We start from the raw sequence: 22,402 nt of genomic DNA on the forward strand, positions 1-22,402 counted from the left end.
AGTTAACTAATTTTTAACCATGATTACAGCACCAATCATAAACTCTAAACTCCCAGATGTTAAAACGACAATTTTTACGGTTGTCGGTGACTTGGCCAGAAAACATAATGCCATTGATCTATCACAAGGGTTTCCCAATTTTGATGCCGACCCAGAGCTCATAGAACTTGTCAGCAAAGCAATGAGAAACGGGCACAACCAATACGCCGGCATGAAAGGGCTTCCAGAGCTGCGCGAAATACTATCCGATAAAATTCAAAAACTTAATGGCCATCACTATTCCCCGGAAAACGAAATTACAATAGTAGCAGGTGCTACTCAAGCTATCTATACCGCGATTACAGCTTTCATAAATGCTGGTGACGAAGTAATTGTTCTTAAGCCTGCATACGATTGTTATGAACCTGCCATTAAAATTAATGGGGGGCACACCGTTCATGTAGAACTTGATGCTCCCGGCTATGAAGTAGATTGGGAACTCTTCAAAACCAAAATAACTGCCAAAACCAAAATGGTAATCATCAATACGCCCCACAACCCCATAGGCCGTATTTTTTCAAAAAATGATATGTTACGGTTACAAAAAATTCTGCGTGGCACCAATATTATTTTATTGAGCGATGAAGTGTATGAGCATATTATTTTTGATGGCGAAACACATCAAAGTGCCTCACGTTTTATAGATTTGGCTTCTAGAAGCATCATATGCTCCTCTTTTGGAAAGACCTTTCATGTTACTGGTTGGAAAATCGGTTATTGCGTAGCTCCCCAAGGGCTTATGCATGAATTTCAAAAAGTGCATCAATTTAATGTGTTTTGTGTACCAAGACCGGTACAACATGCTTTGGCTACTTACCTTCAAACCGAAAATCACTATTTAGAATTAGGTGCTTTCTATCAAAAGAAACGAGATTTCTTTTTAGATGCCATTAAAGGTTCACGTTTTAAATTTACCCCTAGCCAGGGGTCATTTTTTCAAATTTTAGATTATTCAGAGATTACAGATGAGAAGGATGATGAACTTGTAAGGCGCCTCATTCTTGAACATAAATTGGCAAGCATTCCAGTTTCAGAATTTAATTTAAACTATAGAAGTGATAAAATGCTACGTTTTTGTTTTGCAAAAAAAGAAGAAACACTTCAACAAGCGGCCGATATTTTAAATAAAATATAACCTATTTTAAAGAAGCATTCACCTTTGTCATGAACTCACCTATTTTATTAGGTTCTAGCCAACGGGTAACCACGACCAAATCATTTTCCTTATCAATGACGATAAAATTACCTCCAAAACCTGCGGCGTAGTAGATGTTCTCTGAAAGCCCTTTCCAATGGCGACTTCCTTTTTTGTTCAGCCACCACATATAACCGTAGTTTACATTGGGTTTAGAAGGTGTAATCGCTTTTGAAATCCATTCTTTACTTAATAATCGCTCATTTTTCCAATGACCCTCATTTAAGAATAACAGTCCGAAACGTGCCATATCTTCGGTAGAAATAAATAAACCCGCCCCAGAATGGCCTCCTCCGGTAACTGATTTCATTTGTACTCCGTCAATTTCCGTCCATGCATGGTCATACCCGTGCCAACGCCACGTTGTAGAAGCATCTATTTGGTCCATTAAGTTTTCTTTTAAGACCATGGGCAAAGGTTTACGCCAAACATGAGTTAAAGAATAAGCCAAAACATTTACACGAACATCATTATATTCCATAACCGTTCCCGGTTCTTTTGGTCTTTCAAATTTCCAATCGTCGACATCTCCTTCTCTTGGTGGCCTGTCCCCCCAATCTTTTCCTCCCCATAATTCTCCAGACCATGCAGAATTTTGTTGTAACAAATGTTCCCAAGTTATTTTTGAATTGTGCTCACCATTAAAGGTACCGTCCCAAATATAATTTTCGACTTTATCATTTGTATTCGCTATCAATTTTTTATCTACGGCTAGACCGGCAACGGTGGATAAAAAACTTTTGGTAACGCTAAAGGTCATATCAACTCTTTTAGTATCGCCCCAAGAACCAACCAGATAACCGTTCTTTAAAATCATACCTGCTGGACCGCCTCGCTTTTTAGTGGGGCCTAAGATTTCATGAAAAGGCTCGCGTTCAAAACCCTTTAAAATAGCAATACGCAAATCTCTTGAGCCAGAATATTCATTATTCTTGGCGAACTCTATAGCTTCTGAGAGCTTTTCATTATTGATATTTAGCGTTTGGGCACTTTGCCCTTTCCAAATTTCATTGCGCTCAGGAAAGTAGTACTCCTGCCCGCAGAGAAGATTAAACGTCAACAGTATTGTTATACAACTCAGGCTTAACTTATTCATGTTATAGTTCTTTTCGCATTAACCAATCGGTTTGTTTGTCGTTTCCGATGTAATAGGGATGTGTATCAAACTTTACAAAACCATGTTTCTGGTAAAAACGAATGGCATCTAAATTATGTTCCCACACTCCAAGCCAAATATATTGTTTCTCTTTTTGTCTTGCGATTTTTAAAGCCTCTAACAGTGTTTTGGCACCTAAGTTCTTTCCTTGATGTTTATGAATAATATAAATCCGTTCCAATTCTATACCCTCTGGCTGTTTTAATTCGCTTTGGGCATCAAACTCATTTAATTTAAAGTACCCGATTAGTTGTTTCTTTAAATAAATGAAGAAGAAATGTGAAGCTTTGGTATTTAGTTCCCTTTTTAAAGTGGAATGTGAAAATGCTTTATGAATATAATCTTGAAAATCGCGTGGATTGTTCTGTAGTGAAAAGGCATCTGTAAAAGTCTCGCGGGAAATTTTAGAGAGTACAGGTACATCTTTCTCACAACATTTTTGAAAATCCAGTTCCATATAACTAATGTAACCCAAATGCGAATAATGAAAAAGGGCAACATCATGGATGTTGCCCTTTTAAAAATGTCTTTAATGAATCTTTATAACATAAAAAGCTTTTTTACTAATAGCGCAAAGCCAGCATAAAAATCATTACGATATACCTTGATTTCTTCTTCAATAGGCATATGGTTAAATTCTGATGTCATGGGGTAAATTTTAAGTGGTTAATTTGGGTAAATATTTTGTTATATCAAAACTAAACCACAACTATTAATAGTTAAAATTTATGTTGTGAATTCGAATTAGGTTGTTGTAAATGGAAAAACAAGTATGTTTTGATAGCCTAAACGAATAGTAATCTACATCCATCTATCGATATTTTTATTATTACGCCGATTAAATAAGGTGTATAAAATATATCATAGTAATATAGGAGTCCCAAACAAGTCTTACTGCTTATTTAAATACCTACATGCGTATGAGTTATGATTTGAATCCTTTATTAAAAAAGCAATTGTCCGAATTCGACAGCTTCAAAAACGGGTTCGAAGACTTTCCATCTTTTTTACAAAAAGTAAATGAATCTTACCTTTCTTTAGAAACGTCTATAAAACAGCTCGAACAGTCGCTCGAGATTCATAGAAAACAAAAAACGCACACCAATCTGAAGATCGAGAATATTACACGTAATGCGAACAATGCCGTTGACAATATTACCGAAGTAGTCTTTGAAATTGATTTGGCAGGAAATTGGATTTACTTGAATCAAGCTTGGGAAAAATTAACTGGATTAAAGGTCATAGATTGTCTTGGGGAGCCTTACACCAAGTATCTTGGTATTCTAAAGCCAAAAGACAATTTAGAATTAAGCAGATTAATAAATAGCAGTTTTAAATCGTATTGTAAGGTGTTGGAAATCCATCCTAGCAATGGCGAACCGCATTGGCTTGATGTGAGCATAAAAACGATTTTTTCGCTTTCTGGCGAACCCATAGGATATATAGGCACCATATGTGATATTACTTCGCAGAAAAAGGTAGAGCTTTCTTTGCTTCAGGCAAAAGAAAAAGAAATTCTGGCCAATAAGGCCAAAGATGAGTTTTTATCGACCATATCACATGAAATTAGAACTCCGTTAAATGCAGTAATAAGCACTTCGCATTTACTTCTTATAGAAAACCCTCACAGTTCACAATTAGAAAATCTAAATATTCTTAAGCATTCTTCGGAACATTTACTTTCATTAGTGAACGACGTGCTAGACTTTGGAAAAATAGAAAGTGGTAATATTGAACTGGAAAATGTTGAGTTTAACTTTTCGAATGTCATCAATAGTTTTTTATCGACATACTTAAATATTGCCGAAGAAAAAGAAATCAATTTTTCAGTAAATAGAGATTATGGTATTCCTGAAATTTTAATAGGCGATGCTACCCGACTAGCACAAATTTTAAGAAACCTAATAAGTAATGCCATAAAGTTTACCTCATCTGGTGGGGTTGTTCTTAATATTAAAAAGAGTAAGAAAACCAGTAAGCATGTAACTTTAAATTTTGAGATAATAGATACGGGTATTGGCATTTCAACAAGTGAGAGACAAAAGATCTTTAATTCGTTTACGCAAGCCAATACGACTACAGCCAGAAAATTTGGAGGCACTGGTTTAGGGCTTAGCATTTGTAAAAAACTATTGCAATTGATGGGCAGTAAAATTAACCTGCAAAGTGAGCCTGGTATAGGGTCTATTTTCAGTTTTCCTCTGACTTTTGAAATTGGTAGTGAAAATCAACATCAAAAACATCTAGAAATTCAAGAGAACAATTCAAATAAGTCACTAAGAGGGCTATCTGTTTTAGTTGCCGAAGACAATAAAGTAAATTGCCTTGTTTTGCGAAAGTTCTTATCTAAGTGGGATGTTTCTTTTGAAATAGCGACTGATGGTAATGAAGCAGTTGAAAAATATCAAAATGGTTCGTTTGATTTGATTTTAATGGATATTATGATGCCAAACATGAACGGTTTTGAAGCAACCAAAACAATTCGGAAGTTTGACTCCAATATACCGATTATAGCTTTATCAGCTGCAACTGCGGTGCATATGGAGAAAGAATACGATGAAGCCGGAATGAACGGTCATATTAGCAAACCTTTTAATCCTAATACCTTATTTAGCACCCTAAAGAGAATGCAAACCATAGGATATAAAAAAGTCGATTATTTAAATTAGCATTTCAGGAACATTTCCTTCAATCAAAAGATTTCCTTCGGTAGCATTTTTAATTTCTTCAACAGAAACTCCTGGTGCACGTTCTAAAAGTTTAAATCCTTCGTTAGTAACTTCTAAAACCGCTAGGTTGGTAACTATCTTTTTAACGCATCCAACTCCTGTTAGCGGTAGGCTACATTTTTTTAGCAGCTTAGAATGACCTGCCCTATTGGTGTGCATCATGGCTACAATGATATTTTCCGCCGAGGCAACCAAGTCCATCGCACCACCCATCCCCTTGACCATTTTTCCAGGTATTTTCCAATTAGCGATATCACCGTTCTCTGCGACTTCCATAGCACCTAAAATGGTAAGGTCTACATGTTTGCCTCGAATCATGGAAAAGCTCGTAGCCGAATCAAAAAATGATGCCCCAGGTAATGTTGTTATGGTCTGCTTGCCTGCATTAATGATATCTGCATCTTCTTCATCTTCAAATGGGAAAGGTCCCATTCCAAGTACTCCATTTTCACTTTGAAATTCTACACTAATATCATCGCGTACAAAATTGGCGACCAAAGTTGGTATGCCTATACCAAGGTTTACATAATAACCGTCTTGTACTTCTTGTGCGATTCGCTTTGCGATTCCGTTTTTATCTAACATCTTTTTGTTATTCCTGCAGAAATAGAAATCTTTTTAATTATATGTTACTGCTATTGATTTATTCTCTTCTAATTGCATATCTATTGAAGTCTCCAACTACTTTGTTTTCTCTATTCCAAAGAAAAACAGGAATACCCGCAATTGTGCTACCGGCCGCTGCAATGACTTTCCACCAAGTTATTCCATTGTTAGGAGTTGAAAACAAATAAATTCCAGATAACAGAACAATAATCAAACCAGCTACAAATCCACCTACTACTTGTCGATTATCTACAACAGCACTTATTCTATTAATATGTTTCTTTTCAAATTTTCCACAACTATTACAATTTACTTTCATTTCATCACCAAACTTCATCTGTAAATCAGCTCTAGTATTTGCTTTAAGTTTTAAATAGTTTTGTTTCTTGCATGCTGAACAAGTATATGTCAATCTCATACAATAAAAATTGGTGTCTATTTATCTAAAATTTAGATTGTTTTAGCTCTTACAGTTCGCTGTTCTATTCGTTTCTCATATTTCTCTCCTTGAAAAATGCGTTGTACAAAAATTCCCGGAATATGAATTTCGTTTGGATTGAGCATTCCAGCAGGAACCAATTCCTCGACCTCAGCAACTGTAATTTTAGCCGCCCCGCACATACACGGATTAAAGTTTCTTGCCGTTCCCTTGAAAATTAAATTTCCTGCTTCATCACCTTTCCAGGCCTTCACAAATGAATAGTCTGCTTTAAATGCAGGCTCAAGCACGTACATTTTACCATCAAACTCCCTTGTTTCTTTTCCTTCGGCTACTTCAGTGCCATAACCCGCAGGGGTATAAAAAGCCGGGAAACCTGCCTGGGCAGCCCTACATTTTTCTGCAAGTGTTCCCTGAGGGGTGAGTTCTACTTCTAATTCTCCACTTAACATTTGGCGTTCGAATTCATCGTTCTCCCCGACATATGAAGAAATCATTTTCTTAATTTGATGTTTTTGAAGTAGCAGCCCTAATCCAAAATCATCGACTCCTGCATTATTGGAGATACATGTGATGTCTTTTATTCCTAATCGTACCAATTCTGTAATTGCATTTTCAGGAATTCCACAAAGACCAAAACCACCTAACATAAAGGTCATTCCGTCTTGTACTCCTTCAAGAGCTTCAGAAACATTAGAAACTACTTTTTTTATCATCGTTTTGTATTAAAAATCCAAGTCTTCAAGATCGTCTTCAGTATCCAAATCATCTTTCATCTCTTTGATGATTTTAGTACAGTCAACATTTATGGATAAATTCGAAGGTTTTTCAAAAGCTTCTTTTGAAACACCCAAGGCTTCGTTGGCATAATTGGCTTTCATATACAAGCCCCAAATAGGCAACGCCATAGATGCTCCTTGTCCATAAGCCAGACGACTAAAATGTGTAGATCTTTCTTCACCACCTACCCATACACCAGTTACCAAGTTAGGTACCATACCCATAAACCAACCATCACTTTGGTTTTGCGTAGTACCTGTTTTACCGGCAATCGGATTAGTTAATTCATAAGGATAACCAGTAACAACCTCTTTATAAACCTGATTATTTTTATTAAAGGTATGTCTTAATCTCCCTCCTGAACCATATTGTGTAACTCCTTCCATAAGATTGACCATTGCATATGCAACATCTTTACTTAAAACATCTTTGGTTTCCGGCACATACTCATATAAAACTGTACCATACTTATCCTCAATTCTGGTGACCACGACAGGCTTTACATAGACCCCTTGATTGGCAAAAGTACCATAAGCTCCTACCATCTCAAATACATTCATTTCGGGTACGCCTAATGCTATAGCGGGTACTTCTAGGATATCTCTAGTTATACCCATACTTTTTGCAATTCTTGCTACCGACCCTGGGCCTACCTGGTCTATTAACCTTGCCGTTATCGTGTTTACAGAATTTGCCAATGCTTGTTTAAGTGTCTTATTTTTACCCGAGTATTTCCCGTCCGAATTTTTAGGGCACCAAGACTCCATATTACCATGTTTTCCAGCCTCAATACAATATTGAGTGTCCGGCAAAGAATCACAAGGTGAATATCTTAGCTGATCAATGGCCGCTGCATATACAAAAGGCTTAAAAGTAGACCCTGCTTGTCTTGAACCTTGGATTACATTATCATACTGAAAATGCTTATAATCAGTGCCCCCTACCCAAGCTTTTACATGGCCCGTTTGCGGTTCCATCGACATCATGGCCGTCCGTAAAAAGGTTTTATAATAACGGATAGAATCCATAGGGCTCATCACCGTATCCTTTTCGTAAGAATCACTGTTCCAATCAAAAACGGTCATATTTATCTTCTTTTTAAAAGAAGCCCTGATTTCGTTTTCAGATTTGCCCTGTGCTTTTAAAGCTTTCCAACGAGAGGAAGTTTTAATGGCACGTTCCATAATATTGTCTATTTCAAACTTCTCTAAATCTAAAAATGGGGTTGTAGGATTTCGTTCTTTTGTATTCTGCACAAAGAATTCAGCCTGTAGTTTTTTCATGTGTGCTACTACCGCTTCTTCTGCATTCTTTTGCATTCTCGAATCAATCGTCGTATAAATTTTTAAACCGTCGAGGTACATATTGTAATCTTCACCATTGGGCTTTTTATTTTCTTTGATCCAATTTTTTAACCAGCTTCGCTGCAGATACATTCGTAAATACGTCGCTAAACCTTCTTTATGGGATTCTGGACTATAATTAAGTTTTAGAGGAAGCTCTTGTAAAGAGTCTTTTATTTTGCCATCTAAATAACCATACTTTGCCATTTGTGCCAACACTACATTTCTTCTATTCCTTGTGCCAACCGGGTTTCTATGCGGCCTAGGATTGTAAAATGATGAATTTTTAAACATGCCAACCAGCATAGCTGCTTCTTCCGTTCTTAATTCCATTGGTTCTTTTCCAAAATAAATTCTAGTAGCTGAACGGATACCATCTGCGTTGTTACCAAAATCATATATGTTGAAATACATGGCTATGATTTCTTCTTTGGTATAATTTCTTTCAAGTCTTGTTGCAATTACCCATTCACGAATTTTTTGAAAATACCTCCTCCAGTCTTGCGCTTTTTTGCCAACAAATAATTGTCTAGCCAATTGTTGCGAAATTGTACTCGCTCCACCTTTTTTCCCTAAATACATTAAAGCCCTTGCAAATCCTCTCGCATCTATTCCAGCATGGTCATAATGCCTAACATCTTCAGTAGCCACCAAAGCATCAACCAAAACTTTTGGAAGTTGATCAAATGCTATTGGTGTTCTATTGTCTTCGAGGTAAAGCTTCCCAAGTGTTTGACCGTCGGAAGAAATAAATTCGGTAGCCAGATTAGTTTGCGGATTTTCTAAAGATTCAAAAGTTGGCATTTCGCCAAATGCTTCCCAAGAAGCTAATAAAAAAACCAGGGCTACTAGAGCAATCCCTGAACCAAATAAAATCCAAAACCACTTTATATATTTAACGAAACCTGTACTTTTCTTTTTTGTAGCCTTTGCCATAGCTATTTTGTTCTTTTACTTATTTCTACTCCGACATCGGTAATCCCGGTAAGGTTAGAGATGCCATCAACTTTTCCGTTTTGCCGCATTGCGTGCGAAATCTTTAGTTTATATACGCCCGAATCTGGAAAAACGATGTTTTCACGATACCAAAGTTTATTTTCCTTTACACTGCCAAAACCCTTACCCAACCAACTGCCATCTGGCAACGCCATCTCATACTCTAAAGTATCCGAAACTGTTTCACCGTTAGGATAGTCCAACTCAGTGATTAAAAAAAGGTTGCTGTATTGAAAATTATTGTCATTTCTAAGGTTAAGATATACATCATACGGTTTCGATAGATCCAAATCAGAAAAACTAAACTGTACGGTATCTTCTACTTGCCAAACCCCTTTGTCTAATTGTTTGTACTCAGAATAGGCAGTTTGTGTTTCACATGAACTTAACAAGGCAAAAACACCACTAAAAAGAAGATATTTAAGATTTCTTATGTGCATTTTGTTTGTTTCTTCTTCGCTTTTTATTGTGATTCCTCTTTTTGTTCTTCTTTGGTCTATCAAAACGGTTTAGACTGTCTTGCCCAACTACATTTTCAAAGACCATTTTTTCTTCGGTTACTGTTTCGACAACATACTGCTCAAGGCTGGCAACAGATTCCTTTTTCTTATTCTTTTCAATTATCTCTTGAACCCTCTCTTTGCTTAAAGCATACCAATTAGAAGGGTCGTTTTTGTAAGAAAACCAAAGCGTTTCTTTAAAAATATCGGATTTCTGACAAAAGGCAACGCCTTTCTCGGTATGTAGTTTTGTGTCTTGCCCCGGGAAATCTTTTAAAGCATCAAGATACATATCCAACTCATAATTCAAACAACATTTTAGCTTTCCGCATTGCCCTGCTAATTTCTGCGGATTTAGTGCCAATTGCTGATATCTTGCCGACGACGTACTTACCGATCTAAAATCATGCAGCCAGGTTGAACAGCACAATTCGCGCCCGCAAGAACCAATTCCACCTAAACGCTGGGCCTCTTGGCGATATCCAATCTGGCGCATTTCGATACGAATTGAAAAGGCCTTGGCCATATCTTTAATTAACTGACGAAAATCAACACGGTCTTCGGCAGTATAGTAAAAAGTAGCCTTAGATCCATCACCCTGAAATTCCACATCGCTGAGCTTCATTTGTAGGTTCAGCGAAATAGCAATTTCTCTAGATCGTTTTTGAATTTCAGCTTCTTTATCACGGCATTTTTGCCAAATATCGATATCTCTTTGAGAAGCTTTTCGGTATACTTTTGGTAAATCTTGGTCAGTAGGGTCTACTTTTTTTCGTTTCATTTGAACCTTTACCAGCTCGCCTGTTAAGGTTACTATACCAACATCATGACCAGACTTTGCCTGAGTAGCGACTACGTCTCCAATCGCTAACGATAGGCCTTCGGAGTTCCTAAAAAATTCTTTTCTGCTATTTTTAAAACGGACTTCTACACAGTCGAAAGGTTTTTGCCCATTGGGCAAAGACATGTTAGAAAGCCAATCAAATACCGTGAGTTTATTACAACCATCAGTGCCACAAGTGCCATTATTCTTGCATCCCCGCGGCTGCCCATCCTTACCGGTTGAACAACTGCTACATCCCATACTTTATATATTGAATTAAGAAAAAAGCCAGAGCAATTTCTTAATTAGGGTTCATAAATTAACTAGAAGTAAATATAGCTAAATTAACTAAACCTCTACTGTCTTTAGGTTATAGGTTTTTGTATAGAAATAGTTCTGATTTAATCTGAGTGACATAAGAGTCGGAAAAAATATAACTTAACATTCACATATTGTCCTAAAGCTCCAGCTATTTGCTTTTACAATGACAACACAATGTATTTTGTGGTAAGGAAGAAGAAAGTTCAAATGACTCAGCGGTTGTCATTAAACAGGAGGCCTTCATCTATTTTGAGATGACTCACAGATTTTTTCAGTTGTTGACATGCGAATAAAATCCATCACCACTATAATTACCTCCCTCCACCAATACTAATATTCGATTTGCACCTTTATCCAAGGTTATTGGAAGACTTTGACCAGAATGTTCCGAGTTTTCAAAAAAATCAAACCAGGCAAGTTTTTGTTTTTCAATAAGGCCAATGTAGTTTGAATTGACCCAAACATGTAAATTGTTCAAAGAGCCGAAGTGAATTTTTATTTGTTTATTCTTGTTTGAATTGATTTGTGTTGAGAAATAAACCAATTTTTGATTTGTTTTGAACCTTGAGATTTTCCCTGCCAATAAACAACCCCTAACATCGGTTGAAAAATTTTTCCATTCAAATTTTTGCCCATCAACTCTTAGCGTTTGGTTTTTAGTTGAACCTTCTACTTCATTGATACGCTTACTGAATGGCCCTAAAGCTTTCCAGTTATTTATCAATGCCTCTCTATTATAATTGATGTCCGTTTGGCTCATTGGTGCCACATAACTAAAATCATCAATTCGCTCAATTGAAATATTATCCATCCAAACCTCACCACCTGCAAGTCGAGGCTTAAAACCTAATTTTCCTTTTGGGTATTCATAATGCTGGAAAACCACTTTAGGGGTTTTCATATCGGTCACATAAAAATGACACTCAGCATCAATGATTTCGGCTTTAAACGAAAACCATTTGTTTTTCTTTATTTCGGCATCATTGGCCAGTGGTGTTCTATACTCTTCATATAACGCCCTGGAAGCATTGCCATCGCGATGGGGGTTAACCCTTATATAACTTCCTTTCCCCTTTATATAAATACATCCAAAATCAGCCCTTTCCGTTTTATTATAATTGTAAACAAGACCTAAATAGTCATGCCTGTCTGTTGGAAAAAGAGCTTCACCTTTAATTACAACTTTATCCCATTTATCAGAATCCTTTACCAGAATGCATTCTGCCGTTTTGTTTGGTGTAAGTTGTAGTACTGATTTATGCAATTTATCTTCGGTAGTGATTATTTCTGCAATTCCTATATTTTCAACTTCCCAGTTATCAAGACCCGTTTCAAAATTGTCTTCGAATAATAGTTGTGCTGAACAAAATAGTGGAAAAACTACTAATGGAGTTAGAATTTTCAGTTTCATTAATATTTGTTTTTTTGGTTTTAATCACCTGTTTCATATGGCAGGTTAAAACAATCTTTCTTGAATATTTTTTTATAAAATCAATTATTGAAACTACCTTTTAAAACCAACATTAATATCTATACCCTCAGATATATTTAGAACATTTTAAAGCCTACGTATAGTTGAAAATTTCTATTTCTAAAAGTACCTTCGTCAGTATTTGAAATATCTGAGATGCCTAGATTGTATCTTGCACCAAACTTAAAATTGCGCGTAAACCTATACTCCGCTCCAACTACTGCGGAAAACTCAAAAGATTTAAAGTCTGCATCCACAAAAGGATCCCCATCATTATTATCCAATTCAATGGTGTCTTTTACCATAAAACCAAATTGGGGGCCCAATTGAAAAGATAAACCATTGGAAAAAGGCCTGTAATTAAGCAAAAGAGGAACTTTAATGTAGTTGACCCTTTGTTTAAAGTCTATGCCTTGTAGGTCAACATCAGAACCTTCTTGAGAATATAAGGCTTCTGCTAAAACCCCTGTTTTTTCAGAAAGCTTAAAGTCGCCATAAAACCCTATATGAAATGAAGATGTGGCAGTGGTAGTTAATTGAATAGATGCATCTGGGATATCATATTTTGCAGTTTGATTAGAAATGTTCAAACCCGCTTTAACCCCAAAGTTTGTCTTGTAGGCTTCTTTTGCATAATCTGGAGTTATGGGTTTTTGGCCCCAAACCGAAAGTGAAGCAACTACTAAAATTACAGTTGTTAATTTTTGAATTTTCATTTGTTATTAACTTAATATTTAACCCAAAACTAGTTTTGAAATTAAACCGGAGGGAGAACTTTCCATTAAGCTATGATTTTGCAAAACAAACCTCACGTTCTATATGATGTTCAAATACGTTGTGCGGTATTGTGGGTTGCCTTGGCTAATCTAAAAAAGTAGAGATTACCACTTTAATTCCAAGCCATTCTTAACCCTCTTTACAATCTTTTTAATTGCCGTAATATCCTCTAAAGGATTTTCTTTGAGCACCAAAAAACTGGCCTCATATCCATCTTTAATAGCCCCAATGTTTCTGTCTGAAAATATGATTTTTGGAGATTGAACAAGGATGTTTAACAATTCTAAATTATTAAAAGCCCCAATTTCAATAATATCATCAATTTCTTCCGACAAAGTTGTATTCGTTTGGTCTGCACCCAATGCAATTGTAATATTTGCATTCTTAAAACGAATGAGTTGCTCTTTTAAAAATGCATATTTCTTTTGAAGTAAAACAGTATCCAAGGCCATCTTTTTACCGTCCCAATAGTTGGCATAGTATTTTGCGAATGATACCGGTAGGAATAATCATGGCACCTTTAGCGCCAGCCTCTTTAAGAGTTGCATCTGAAATGGTCAGTTTTTGTAAATCTGGATTTCCTAAACCACCTCCGTATCCTGGCATATGGGCAAAATGTTTTATATCGTGTTTTAAGGCGACTTCGAAATCTGAAACGGTTTCTATATGGGCATATAAGCGAACATTGTCCTTCCTGGCCAGCTCACTGACCTGTGTAACTACGACCTCTGACAATCCATAATTACCAATATTTTTATTGGTAATTTCTTTAGTTCTATCTAAAATATTTGACATGTAAATCTTGACAATAGCTGGTTTTTTTGATGTGACAGTTGCCCATTTTTTTCTTACATCTGCAATAGAGTCCATAAGATAATAGGCATCATTTTCCTTTAACCTACTATTTATAAGCTCTTCTTTTTTTGAAGGGTCCAACATTGCCCGCCAAGAGTAGTTTATGGCTTGGGTTTCGTATAATGTATGCGGATGACCTCCCGTGCTGGTAATTCCTCCGTGAGCAAAAGCCACCTCTAATTTTCCGGGGCTATTTATAGAATCTTTTAGTTGTAGATAATGGGAATAATGGTTGTTTAGTACCTGAATATAGAACACCCCTTCTCTTATATAGGCCTTGTAAATGCTATCAAACTTTTGCAGATTATCAAAATTATGGGTGTGCGCATCACCAAACGGCGGAATTACATATTGGTCTTTTAAATCGACTATGACGTCTGGCTGAAATGTTGCATTAAATTGAAAAAGCCCATCCTTTACCAAAAAATCTTTTTTTGCAAATGTCTCTCCATTAAAAACGTTGGCGTTCGTATATAAGATAGAAATTTTATGTTCTTTTTTTGCGCAACTGAACATTGAAAAAAATAGGGCCAATATGAATACTTTATGCACGGTTCTTAAGGTTATAAATCGTTAAACTGTACTGACTCAAACTCAGGGGAACCTTCAAACAGCTCATCTAAAAGCCATTTATGCATAGCTCCGTAAATAATTAAAATTCGTTCTTCTTCGTTTTCAACCAAATTAGCGGTATTTACAAAAATGCGTGTGTTGCGTCTATACCAGTGCCCTGTTAAATCGGTTCCCATATAATTGTCATAGACACCCAAATTTACCATACCGGTCAACCATATTTGTTTGCTCCTTTTAGCATACTGTTCAGAATTGTATAACCCCAACACATCCAACACCGTATTGGTTTTTTGGATAGAGTCCAAATAATCATTAAAAGCTTTGTTGTCATCATCATAAGCATGCATTAATTCTTTTTGCCCCAATGAATCTGCAAAATTTTCCAAATCTTCATCATCATCCATTTCACTTATGGCTTCAGGCATTGGAGGTCTGTTATCTACACAGTACAATTTATCATGATTTAGTTGTTTGGCCAGTCTAAACCCTATTTGAAATATCTCATTTTTTCTAATTTCCCAGCTATCATTCTTATACGCATTGTACAGCGAATCAACTGTCGGTTGAACTCTTGGTTGCCATTCTACAGCAATTTTTGTTGGATTGAATTTTTTAAGGATTTTCATTAAACTGTCCAATTGCTTTTGATTGTCCTCAGAAAAAATATCCATCCTATTTTTTCCTTTTATATCACTTGCATCACTATTGGAGTCAAAGTGAAACGTGCCAAGAACCATTGCTTTGTGTTTTGGTTCCTCATCTAATGACGGTAAGCTTTCTACTAATGGATCTTGAGTCTCCATAACATTTACAGTTTGTACTTCTTCTTTTTTGCAAGCAGCAAAGGTCAATATGCCAACTAATACTCCAATTTTATTTTTAAATTTTCTCATCTGATTTAAACCATTTAATTGCTTCTATTACTTTTTTATCTTTTTCTAACTCATGAAAATTATCGTCTTCAAACAGATAAATATCTGGCCGTAAGAAGCTCATTTGATTGTTATTCCTGTCTTGTTCGTAGCCTATTGATAGGGTTAAGATGATACCTAAAGGTTCTATGCCCTCACCAAACGGCAGACTGTATACTTCGTTTGCCGTCATTAAGCCTTTGCTTCGTTCCCCAATAAAAATAGTGTTGGGCCTTCCCTTAAATGCCAAACCCGTAATTTCACCAGAGCTTGCGGTAAACTGACTAGTCAGCACAGCTACTTTGGCATTGATAAGGTTTTTGGGAAGGCAATAATTTTTTAATTCGGCCGCTCTATCTTTATCATAGTACACACCTCCATCTTTAATATACCAATCCGTAGTTTTATGCTGTTCTAAAACCGAGGCAAAAGTTCCTTCACCTAAAAATTGTTGAATTCCAGATATCATGGGAAACATATCTCCACCTCCATTTAACCTGAGGTCTAAAATCCATCCTTTGATATCATCAGAATAGATATCACATATCATATCCTGAATTTCTTGGGATTTAGCGACTTCTTCCTCAAAATCATCACTTGATCTTAGATAAGGGATTCTTATATAACCATAATCTTCAATGCGCTTGGCCATTAACACAGCTTCGCCTGTTTTATAAGCTTCTCTTAGGGTTTCTTTGGCTTCGGGCAATGTATCATTAAAATCGATGGTGGCGCTATATAATATTTTTCCGTGCCACATCATACTATGCTTATCTTCCATAGTATTAAAAATTTCTGAAAACACAGAAAAAATGGCCTCCAGACTATCCTTCTTTACATTTGGTTTGTAATAGGTGTCATGAATGTTTTCCCAGTCCAATTTATCTTTATATAACCCATGCCTTTTAATTATGGCAAAGGTCGAATCCAAGAAATAGGTAATACTATCCGATGTATTCTCTAACTCACTTATATCGAGTCTTTTTCTTGCATTGTTCGCTCTATCGCTACAACTTAGTATTGTTAAGGAACAACTGATTATAATGGCTATTTTTTTCATCTTGAATTTTAAAGGGGCCTTCTGTAATAGGTTAGTTGACCATTTCCCATGCCCAATCAATAATTTGCTGGCTTATTTGGTCTTCCCATTTGCCGGGTTTAAAATTGAAACTATTACTGTAATTTGGATGAATGGTACTCCAATGGTCCAAATCTTTGTATTTGAATAATTCATGGTTTTGGTGATTGTTCTTCTCTAAAACCGAGATAATCATATCATTATCATGTTCCGTCATTATCCAGTCATTGGTACCCCAACGTATCCTTGCAGGGACTTTTAGGTTTTCCCAATGTTTTGCAAAATTAAAATCCTGCACTTGGTGATAATATGCCATAGGTCTACCATACATATGGTTTACCCCTTGTCTATGGTGTTTGGCGTATGTTGGGTTTTCCTGTAGCACCTCTTCAAAACTTCTTTTCTTAATCAACATTTCATAGTATAACGGAACGTAAACGGTATTCATCAAATCGTAAATTTCTTCTTGGCTTTTCCCCTCAATCTCCAGGATTCTTCGCTCTATCTCAAGCATATGCTCATACCAGGATTTAAAGAAGGTGCCGTCTGAAATTACCCCTGCAAAGTCATATGTGGTGGCTAAGTAAGGTGCCAAGGCACTACCCATACTATTCCCATAAACTATTATTTTATCTGGGTCTACGTAGGGTTTGGATTTTAGGTCTTTAATAGCAGTTTCATACCCATTTAGCTCTGTCAGGAAATCTATTTTGCCACAGTCGCCCTCACTATCGCCCACGCCGGGTTTTTCAATTCTATATAAAACCATATCCGACTTTTCAGCCAAATCTTGTATGAGTCTTATCCAATTATTACTTCTATCAGAATACTTTTCTACAGTTGAACAGCTCAAACCTTGTATGAGTATGATTGCGGGGTGTTTTTTATCAAGATTACCATCTGGCACGGTAATTATGGAACGCTGTTTTATCCCAAAATCACTTGTTATGGAGGAATAAATTGTTTTAACCCCTTTGTTGGTCTCAAAATCCAACGGTTTTAGACTAATCTGTTTTGTAATTGATTCTTGGCCTCTTTTAACTTTGATTGTTGTTTTTTGGTTGGATCTAATGCCGAAAACAATGGCACTCCAATCTTCTTGGTCAATTACATCCCTACCATTAACGGAAAGTATACGGTCATTTGGTTTTATCCCTGCTCTGTAAAGAGGAGAGTTACTTTCTATACTTTTTATTATAGCCCCTGGTACCGTGTTGTTTGGCCAAGAGATTTGAGCATCAAAAGTGGCCCTTCTGGGCAAATCTTGACCAAAAGAATACAAGCAACATAATAGGATAAGAAAAGAGTAGTATTGTTCTGTTGTTTTCATGTGTTAATTTTAAGAGTCCTATAATCTTTGATTGAGATCAATACATCATTGAATTGCAAATGTTGATTGCTCCATACTATCTATTAATTTTTCCTTTAGAATCGTTTGGTGATATTAAAAACCAATCATAGTTTTTAAGTTCCCAAGCAGTGCCCTTATCCACAGACAGCCCTTGCTCTTCAACCATTTCTTTTAATGGTCTTAGGTCTATTAAAGCCCATTTGTCCTTTTTTCCCATTTGCATTAAAAAGCTGGTATTACTCCAACCACTTTTGTTTATCTGATCTTGGCCATTTTTATAGCGCCTTACGTGCCTAATTGCTAAAAATTGTGTGTTGTTCGCTTTTGCTTTTTCGTGTAAATGGCGCCCTACATCGTACCTGCCATAAATGGAGTTGCCATGTGTTAAGTGCACGCCCCCTAATTTTGCTAGGACCTTTGGAAGCTTTTCTTTTTGGGTGGCTATACTATATAGGCTATCAAACTTTCTCCTCATATATTTGACTCGTGCGGCACTACCACCTTTTTTTTGTACAAACCAACAATAGATATTCCAGGAGTTTGTTAGTTCTTGAGCATAATTATTTAAATATTGTTCCTTAGAAACTTCATTTAAGAAGCGGTTTATCTTGGTATTGTTAAGCAACCAACAGTATTTGGATTTACCTGAAATTTTATCCTTAAAAACAACACTTGTCATCTCTTTTTGAGCCTCATTGTACAATTGGTAAATTACATCCGATTTGGTTGATAATTGGTACATTTTATCCAAATGCATCAAATAAGAAAATTCGTATTCCCTATCTATTCCCCAGAGATTAAATTCCAGTCGTGCAGACTCTTCAATAAATTTGGCATCAGCAATTTTGTCAACAAAAATGAAGGGCAGATATGGAAACTTGCTCTTCCCATACTTCTTATTTAAATCTTTTATTTTTGACATTATTGCCGTAGGCTCCTTAAAACCTTCTTCTAGAATTGTAGCGGCATAGTCGCCTACTTCAAGAGCAAAATGATTGAATCCATTAGATTTCAAAATTCCCAAAAAAGAAGAAGTAAAAAGACTTAATTGTTCTGATTGATGCACCTCGGCTATCCCAATAAACTGATTTTTATCAGCTTCTTCATTTAAAATGGACAAAACATTTTCTGAAAATTGCAACTCCTCTGAAACCGAAAAGTATACGGTTTCTTTTTCTACATCTTCCAACGTTAACTTATTTTGGGCTTTAATTCCCAAAAAGGCAAAGAAAAGTATCGTTACAAAAAAAGTATTTAGTTTCACAACAGGAATTTAGAATATGTAATTTACATACCCTACAAAGCTAAACCTGAGCGCTCTTCCCATAGTTAAGATTCCATCAAACGTTACATTCAAAAGATAAAACTGTTTACGTACAACACTTGTTATTTTGTTGTGCAGTTAAGGGGTTTTATAAGCAAAATAGTGCCCTTAATACTAAATTTTAAGTGATAGGTGGTTTTATAATTACTTTTGGAGTGTGAAAATTGATAATACTTTTAGATATCATCTACTACTTGCAGTTGTCATAATTGTAATGGATTTTTATGTGGACTATGTGTTTAAAAGCAGAACTTATTTTTTGGAAAGCTTTACGCTACTGGGTATCATTTTTAAAATCACCTACTACACAGCATTTTTTTCTGTTTACGCCTTGAACTACAGGTTTATTTCGCCAAGGACCTTACCCAAAGGAAGGCTATTATTGTTTGGCTTGGGCGTTATCACGCTGTTCTTTGTTTTTGCAGGTGTTAGATACCTATTGGAAGAAATCATAGTCTATCAATTAACAGGTTATCATAATTATCCCGAAAGAAACAGAACATTTCAATACTATATACTTGATAGTTCATACTACAGCTTAAAATCCATTCTTTTTAGCACTGTTATGTATTTACTGTTTCTGTACTTAAGGAACAGCTCAAAAATGCATCGTTTGGAATTGGAACACCAAAAAGCCGAATTGGATATTTTAAAAGCACAATTAGAACCCCACTTTTTGTTCAACACCCTAAATGTTTTCTATTCAGAATTAGCTGAAAAACAACCCGAAACTGCCAAAGGTATTTTTAAACTGTCAGAACTTTTAAGATATCTTACATACGAGGCAAAAAAAGACTTTGTGCCCTTAAAGAAAGAATTAAAATTTATTGAAGATTATATTTATTTATACCAAAAACGCTTTGAAAACAACTTGTTCTTAAATCTTAGCATTGAAGGCGAGATTGGTTCCCAAAAGTTACCCAGTTTAATATTGATTCACTTTGTAGAAAATATTTTTAAACATGGTATCACGAATGAAAAAAGAACTCCTGCAAAAATAGAAATATCGGTAGCGGAAAATTATCTTGTGGTACACACTGAAAATAAAATCTCTAATGTAAAAAACTACAGTACTACGGGTATTGGCAAAGAAAATTTAAAAAAAAGACTGCAATTGCTCTTTGGCAAGGATTATGAATTAAGTAGTAATGCGTTGGACAATATGTACTCTACATATTTAAAAATACCTCTAAAATGAAAGTCTTAAAATGTTTAATCATAGATGACGAAGCACCAGCAATTAGATTATTGGAGTCTTATGTAAAAAAAGTGCCTTTTTTAAAATTGGTCGCCACATCCTCCAACCCCATAGAAGCCATTGCCATAATAGAAAAGGAAGAGCCCGATCTTGTTTTTTTAGACATACAAATGCCAACAATCACTGGAATTCAGCTATCTAAAATCGTAAAAGATAAGGTCAAGATTATTTTTACAACGGCATACCCACAGTTTGCCATTGAAAGTTATGAGCTAAATGCTACAGACTATTTGTTAAAACCATTTGAATTTGAACGGTTTTACACTGCGGTATTAAAAATTAAACCGTTCAAGAATAAGCAAAAAACAACCAATACCAATGATTTTATTTTCATTAAAACGGATGGTAAGAACAACTTTAAAAGAGTCCAAATTAATGAGGTTTTGTACATAGAAAGTCTTAAAAATTATGTCTGTATTCACCAAAAAGACAGTCAAATCATTACTTATAATACACTCAAACATTTTGAAACGGAATTGCCCGAATCACTATTTATAAAAATTCATAAATCCTACATCATAAACATTGAAAGTATCCTTAAAACAGATTCCTTATCCGTATTAATGGTAAATGGTAAAGACCTTCCCATAGGAGATACTTATAAAAAAGCTTTTTTTGAAAAAATCAATTCCTTAATGCTATAAGGCCCTATTAAATGTAAGCAAAGGGGTTTGCGTGAATTAGCGATACTCTTTTTCAAGCAATTACTTGACGTTTTCTTCACTTAGTTTAAAAAAACCATGAATAGCATTGGAGCTGTCACTTTTTTTGGAAGTACAGATTTTATCTTTTAGCAGGTTCTTATTTCTTAAACTTCAACACCTCTGAACGTCCTTTTTTAAAGATTTTATTGCTGGCATGTTTTCCTTTACGAAGCTTTTTTTGCTCCTCATAAGGTAGGGCGTGAATTTCTTTACAATCATCTGAACAACAATTGTTCATGGCCCTAGCACATTTCTCACATTGAATAAACAACAAATGGCATGCTTCATTGGCGCAATTCACATGCTCGTCACATGGTTTTCCGCATTGGTGACAATTGGCAATGATATCTTCAGATATACGCTCTCCCCTTCTATGGTCAAAAACGAAGTTTTTGCCTAAAAACTTGTTTTCCAGCTTCTTTTGGTTGACCTGACGGGTATATTCTATAATTCCACCTTCCAACTGATATACGTGTTTGAATCCCTTGTGTTTGTAATAGGCACTGGCCTTTTCACAACGTATGCCCCCTGTACAATACATGACCAATTTTTTATCTTCTTTGTGGTCTGCCAAGTCTTTTTCTATAATATCCAGCGAATCACGAAAAGTATCGACATCGGGTGTGACCGCATTTTTAAAATGGCCAATCTCACTTTCATAATGGTTGCGCATATCGACTAACACCGTATCTGGGTCTTCAATCAATTCATTAAACCGTTGTGCATCTACATGAATGCCTTTATTGGTAACATCAAAAGTCTTATCGTTAAGACCGTCAGCAACTATTTTTTGACGCACTTTTACTTTTAACTTTAAGAACGATTTATTGTCTTGCTCTATGGCAATATTCAGTCGTACATTTTTTAAAAAAGTAATGCTGTCTATATGTGTTTTAAAAGCATCAAAATTCTCTGCAGGAACAGAAAGCTGGGCATTTATGCCTTCATGGGCAACATAAATTCGCCCTAATACTTCTAAAGCATCCCAGTTAATAAAAAGATGATTTCTGAAAATTTCGGTATTACCGATGTGTGCATATTTATAGAAAGAGATAGTAAGCCGGTCTTTACCTGCTTCTTCTATTAATTTCTCTCTTTCTTTTGCACTTAATGTATTGTACAGTTGCATGCTATACTAATATTTTAAGTTTTAAAGTGTCGCAAAAATAGGAA

General features: G+C 35.7%; 21 protein-coding genes. 4 read left to right on the forward strand and 17 right to left on the reverse strand.

All coding sequences use genetic code 11. From position 1 onward, the window contains the following. Positions 1–19: 19 nt before the first annotated feature. Positions 20–1,174: a methionine aminotransferase gene (locus ACFSQJ_RS13455; protein WP_377767489.1), complete on the forward strand. Its 1,155-nt coding sequence runs from the start codon at positions 20–22 to the stop codon at positions 1,172–1,174. A 1-nt stretch (position 1,175) separates the two neighbouring features. Here the strand turns inward: ACFSQJ_RS13455 and ACFSQJ_RS13460 are convergent, their stop codons facing one another. Together ACFSQJ_RS13460 and ACFSQJ_RS13465 are read right to left on the reverse strand one after the other, a co-directional pair. Next, positions 1,176–2,330 carry a serine hydrolase domain-containing protein gene (locus tag ACFSQJ_RS13460; RefSeq protein WP_377767490.1) on the reverse strand — a complete coding sequence of 385 codons (1,155 nt, stop codon included), beginning with the start codon at positions 2,328–2,330 and terminating at the stop codon, positions 1,176–1,178. Between the two features lies 1 nt (position 2,331). Next, on the reverse strand, positions 2,332–2,847 hold the full coding sequence (locus ACFSQJ_RS13465; RefSeq protein WP_377767491.1) for a GNAT family N-acetyltransferase: 516 nt from the start codon (positions 2,845–2,847) through the stop codon (positions 2,332–2,334). Between the two features lie 463 nt (positions 2,848–3,310). Between ACFSQJ_RS13465 and ACFSQJ_RS13470 the strand changes: the two genes are divergently transcribed. Beyond that, complete coding sequence (locus tag ACFSQJ_RS13470) at positions 3,311–5,059, forward strand: PAS domain-containing hybrid sensor histidine kinase/response regulator (protein ID WP_377767492.1); 1,749 nt, start codon at positions 3,311–3,313, stop codon at positions 5,057–5,059. Here ACFSQJ_RS13470 and ACFSQJ_RS13475 read toward each other — a convergent pair. The 14 genes from ACFSQJ_RS13475 to ACFSQJ_RS13540 all read right to left on the reverse strand — a co-directional run bounded on the left by ACFSQJ_RS13475 (position 5,051) and on the right by ACFSQJ_RS13540 (position 19,207). Then, on the reverse strand, positions 5,051–5,704 hold the full coding sequence (locus tag ACFSQJ_RS13475; protein WP_377767493.1) for a CoA transferase subunit B: 654 nt from the start codon (positions 5,702–5,704) through the stop codon (positions 5,051–5,053). The genes ACFSQJ_RS13470 and ACFSQJ_RS13475 overlap by 9 nt on opposite strands. A 58-nt stretch (positions 5,705–5,762) precedes the next feature. Next, complete coding sequence (locus tag ACFSQJ_RS13480; RefSeq protein WP_377767494.1) at positions 5,763–6,143, reverse strand: hypothetical protein; 381 nt, start codon at positions 6,141–6,143, stop codon at positions 5,763–5,765. Between the two features lie 32 nt (positions 6,144–6,175). Continuing rightward, complete coding sequence (locus ACFSQJ_RS13485) at positions 6,176–6,880, reverse strand: CoA transferase subunit A (protein ID WP_377767495.1); 705 nt, start codon at positions 6,878–6,880, stop codon at positions 6,176–6,178. A 9-nt stretch (positions 6,881–6,889) separates the two neighbouring features. Next, positions 6,890–9,223 carry a transglycosylase domain-containing protein gene (locus tag ACFSQJ_RS13490; RefSeq protein WP_377767496.1) on the reverse strand — a complete coding sequence of 778 codons (2,334 nt, stop codon included), beginning with the start codon at positions 9,221–9,223 and terminating at the stop codon, positions 6,890–6,892. A gap of 2 nt (positions 9,224–9,225) precedes the next feature. Beyond that, positions 9,226–9,723, reverse strand: coding sequence for a gliding motility lipoprotein GldH (locus ACFSQJ_RS13495; protein ID WP_377767497.1), 498 nt, complete (start codon positions 9,721–9,723; stop codon positions 9,226–9,228). Further along, positions 9,704–10,867: a PSP1 domain-containing protein gene (locus ACFSQJ_RS13500; RefSeq protein ID WP_377767498.1), complete on the reverse strand. Its 1,164-nt coding sequence runs from the start codon at positions 10,865–10,867 to the stop codon at positions 9,704–9,706. The genes ACFSQJ_RS13495 and ACFSQJ_RS13500 overlap by 20 nt, the downstream gene beginning before the upstream one ends. A 331-nt stretch (positions 10,868–11,198) precedes the next feature. Beyond that, on the reverse strand, positions 11,199–12,338 hold the full coding sequence (locus tag ACFSQJ_RS13505) for a hypothetical protein (RefSeq protein ID WP_377767499.1): 1,140 nt from the start codon (positions 12,336–12,338) through the stop codon (positions 11,199–11,201). A 137-nt stretch (positions 12,339–12,475) separates the two neighbouring features. Next, a complete protein-coding gene (locus tag ACFSQJ_RS13510) occupies positions 12,476–13,114 on the reverse strand; it encodes a porin family protein (RefSeq protein ID WP_377767500.1) in 639 nt (212 codons plus the stop codon). Between the two features lie 165 nt (positions 13,115–13,279). Further along, positions 13,280–13,627 (reverse strand): hypothetical protein, encoded by a 348-nt coding sequence (locus ACFSQJ_RS13515; protein WP_377767501.1) that lies wholly within the window; start codon positions 13,625–13,627, stop codon positions 13,280–13,282. 4 nt (positions 13,628–13,631) lie between these two features. Next, a complete protein-coding gene (locus tag ACFSQJ_RS13520; protein WP_377767502.1) occupies positions 13,632–14,582 on the reverse strand; it encodes a hypothetical protein in 951 nt (316 codons plus the stop codon). An 11-nt stretch (positions 14,583–14,593) separates the two neighbouring features. Continuing rightward, positions 14,594–15,496: a DUF5694 domain-containing protein gene (locus ACFSQJ_RS13525; protein ID WP_377767503.1), complete on the reverse strand. Its 903-nt coding sequence runs from the start codon at positions 15,494–15,496 to the stop codon at positions 14,594–14,596. Further along, a complete protein-coding gene (locus ACFSQJ_RS13530; protein WP_377767504.1) occupies positions 15,483–16,574 on the reverse strand; it encodes a S41 family peptidase in 1,092 nt (363 codons plus the stop codon). Before ACFSQJ_RS13530 ends, ACFSQJ_RS13525 begins: the two co-directional genes overlap by 14 nt. Before the next feature lie 31 nt (positions 16,575–16,605). Further along, positions 16,606–17,922, reverse strand: a complete 1,317-nt coding sequence (locus ACFSQJ_RS13535; protein WP_377767505.1) for a PDZ domain-containing protein — start codon at positions 17,920–17,922, stop codon at positions 16,606–16,608. 76 nt (positions 17,923–17,998) lie between these two features. Then, a complete protein-coding gene (locus ACFSQJ_RS13540; RefSeq protein WP_377767506.1) occupies positions 17,999–19,207 on the reverse strand; it encodes a hypothetical protein in 1,209 nt (402 codons plus the stop codon). A 217-nt stretch (positions 19,208–19,424) separates the two neighbouring features. On the opposite strand from ACFSQJ_RS13540, the gene ACFSQJ_RS13545 reads away from it, so the two are divergent. Further along, complete coding sequence (locus tag ACFSQJ_RS13545; protein ID WP_377767507.1) at positions 19,425–20,465, forward strand: sensor histidine kinase; 1,041 nt, start codon at positions 19,425–19,427, stop codon at positions 20,463–20,465. Further along, positions 20,462–21,169: a LytR/AlgR family response regulator transcription factor gene (locus ACFSQJ_RS13550; RefSeq protein WP_377767508.1), complete on the forward strand. Its 708-nt coding sequence runs from the start codon at positions 20,462–20,464 to the stop codon at positions 21,167–21,169. Before ACFSQJ_RS13545 ends, ACFSQJ_RS13550 begins: the two co-directional genes overlap by 4 nt. A gap of 157 nt (positions 21,170–21,326) precedes the next feature. Here ACFSQJ_RS13550 and trhO read toward each other — a convergent pair whose 3' ends face one another. Continuing rightward, on the reverse strand, positions 21,327–22,358 hold the full coding sequence (gene trhO, locus ACFSQJ_RS13555; protein ID WP_377767509.1) for an oxygen-dependent tRNA uridine(34) hydroxylase TrhO: 1,032 nt from the start codon (positions 22,356–22,358) through the stop codon (positions 21,327–21,329). Positions 22,359–22,402 lie beyond the last annotated feature (44 nt).

The sequence above is a fragment of the Croceitalea marina genome, assembly GCF_042684265.1.
GTDB classification, from domain to species: Bacteria; Bacteroidota; Bacteroidia; order Flavobacteriales; family Flavobacteriaceae; genus Croceitalea; species Croceitalea marina.

What these genes read in the sequence shown, in the direction of transcription:
- ACFSQJ_RS13535 (WP_377767505.1), bottom strand. Translation starts at nt 17,922, where the DNA reads ATGAAAACAACAGAACAATACTACTCTTTTCTTATCCTATTATGTTGC.
- ACFSQJ_RS13500 (WP_377767498.1), bottom strand. Translation starts at nt 10,867, where the DNA reads ATGGGATGTAGCAGTTGTTCAACCGGTAAGGATGGGCAGCCGCGGGGA.
- ACFSQJ_RS13460 (WP_377767490.1), bottom strand. Translation starts at nt 2,330, where the DNA reads ATGAATAAGTTAAGCCTGAGTTGTATAACAATACTGTTGACGTTTAAT.
- ACFSQJ_RS13475 (WP_377767493.1), bottom strand. Translation starts at nt 5,704, where the DNA reads ATGTTAGATAAAAACGGAATCGCAAAGCGAATCGCACAAGAAGTACAA.
- ACFSQJ_RS13485 (WP_377767495.1), bottom strand. Translation starts at nt 6,880, where the DNA reads ATGATAAAAAAAGTAGTTTCTAATGTTTCTGAAGCTCTTGAAGGAGTA.
- ACFSQJ_RS13465 (WP_377767491.1), bottom strand. Translation starts at nt 2,847, where the DNA reads ATGGAACTGGATTTTCAAAAATGTTGTGAGAAAGATGTACCTGTACTC.
- ACFSQJ_RS13530 (WP_377767504.1), bottom strand. Translation starts at nt 16,574, where the DNA reads ATGAAAAAAATAGCCATTATAATCAGTTGTTCCTTAACAATACTAAGT.
- ACFSQJ_RS13550 (WP_377767508.1), top strand. Translation starts at nt 20,462, where the DNA reads ATGAAAGTCTTAAAATGTTTAATCATAGATGACGAAGCACCAGCAATT.
- ACFSQJ_RS13525 (WP_377767503.1), bottom strand. Translation starts at nt 15,496, where the DNA reads ATGAGAAAATTTAAAAATAAAATTGGAGTATTAGTTGGCATATTGACC.
- ACFSQJ_RS13480 (WP_377767494.1), bottom strand. Translation starts at nt 6,143, where the DNA reads ATGAGATTGACATATACTTGTTCAGCATGCAAGAAACAAAACTATTTA.
- ACFSQJ_RS13495 (WP_377767497.1), bottom strand. Translation starts at nt 9,723, where the DNA reads ATGCACATAAGAAATCTTAAATATCTTCTTTTTAGTGGTGTTTTTGCC.
- ACFSQJ_RS13470 (WP_377767492.1), top strand. Translation starts at nt 3,311, where the DNA reads ATGAGTTATGATTTGAATCCTTTATTAAAAAAGCAATTGTCCGAATTC.
- ACFSQJ_RS13490 (WP_377767496.1), bottom strand. Translation starts at nt 9,223, where the DNA reads ATGGCAAAGGCTACAAAAAAGAAAAGTACAGGTTTCGTTAAATATATA.
- ACFSQJ_RS13510 (WP_377767500.1), bottom strand. Translation starts at nt 13,114, where the DNA reads ATGAAAATTCAAAAATTAACAACTGTAATTTTAGTAGTTGCTTCACTT.
- ACFSQJ_RS13515 (WP_377767501.1), bottom strand. Translation starts at nt 13,627, where the DNA reads ATGGCCTTGGATACTGTTTTACTTCAAAAGAAATATGCATTTTTAAAA.
- ACFSQJ_RS13505 (WP_377767499.1), bottom strand. Translation starts at nt 12,338, where the DNA reads ATGAAACTGAAAATTCTAACTCCATTAGTAGTTTTTCCACTATTTTGT.
- trhO (WP_377767509.1), bottom strand. Translation starts at nt 22,358, where the DNA reads ATGCAACTGTACAATACATTAAGTGCAAAAGAAAGAGAGAAATTAATA.
- ACFSQJ_RS13455 (WP_377767489.1), top strand. Translation starts at nt 20, where the DNA reads ATGATTACAGCACCAATCATAAACTCTAAACTCCCAGATGTTAAAACG.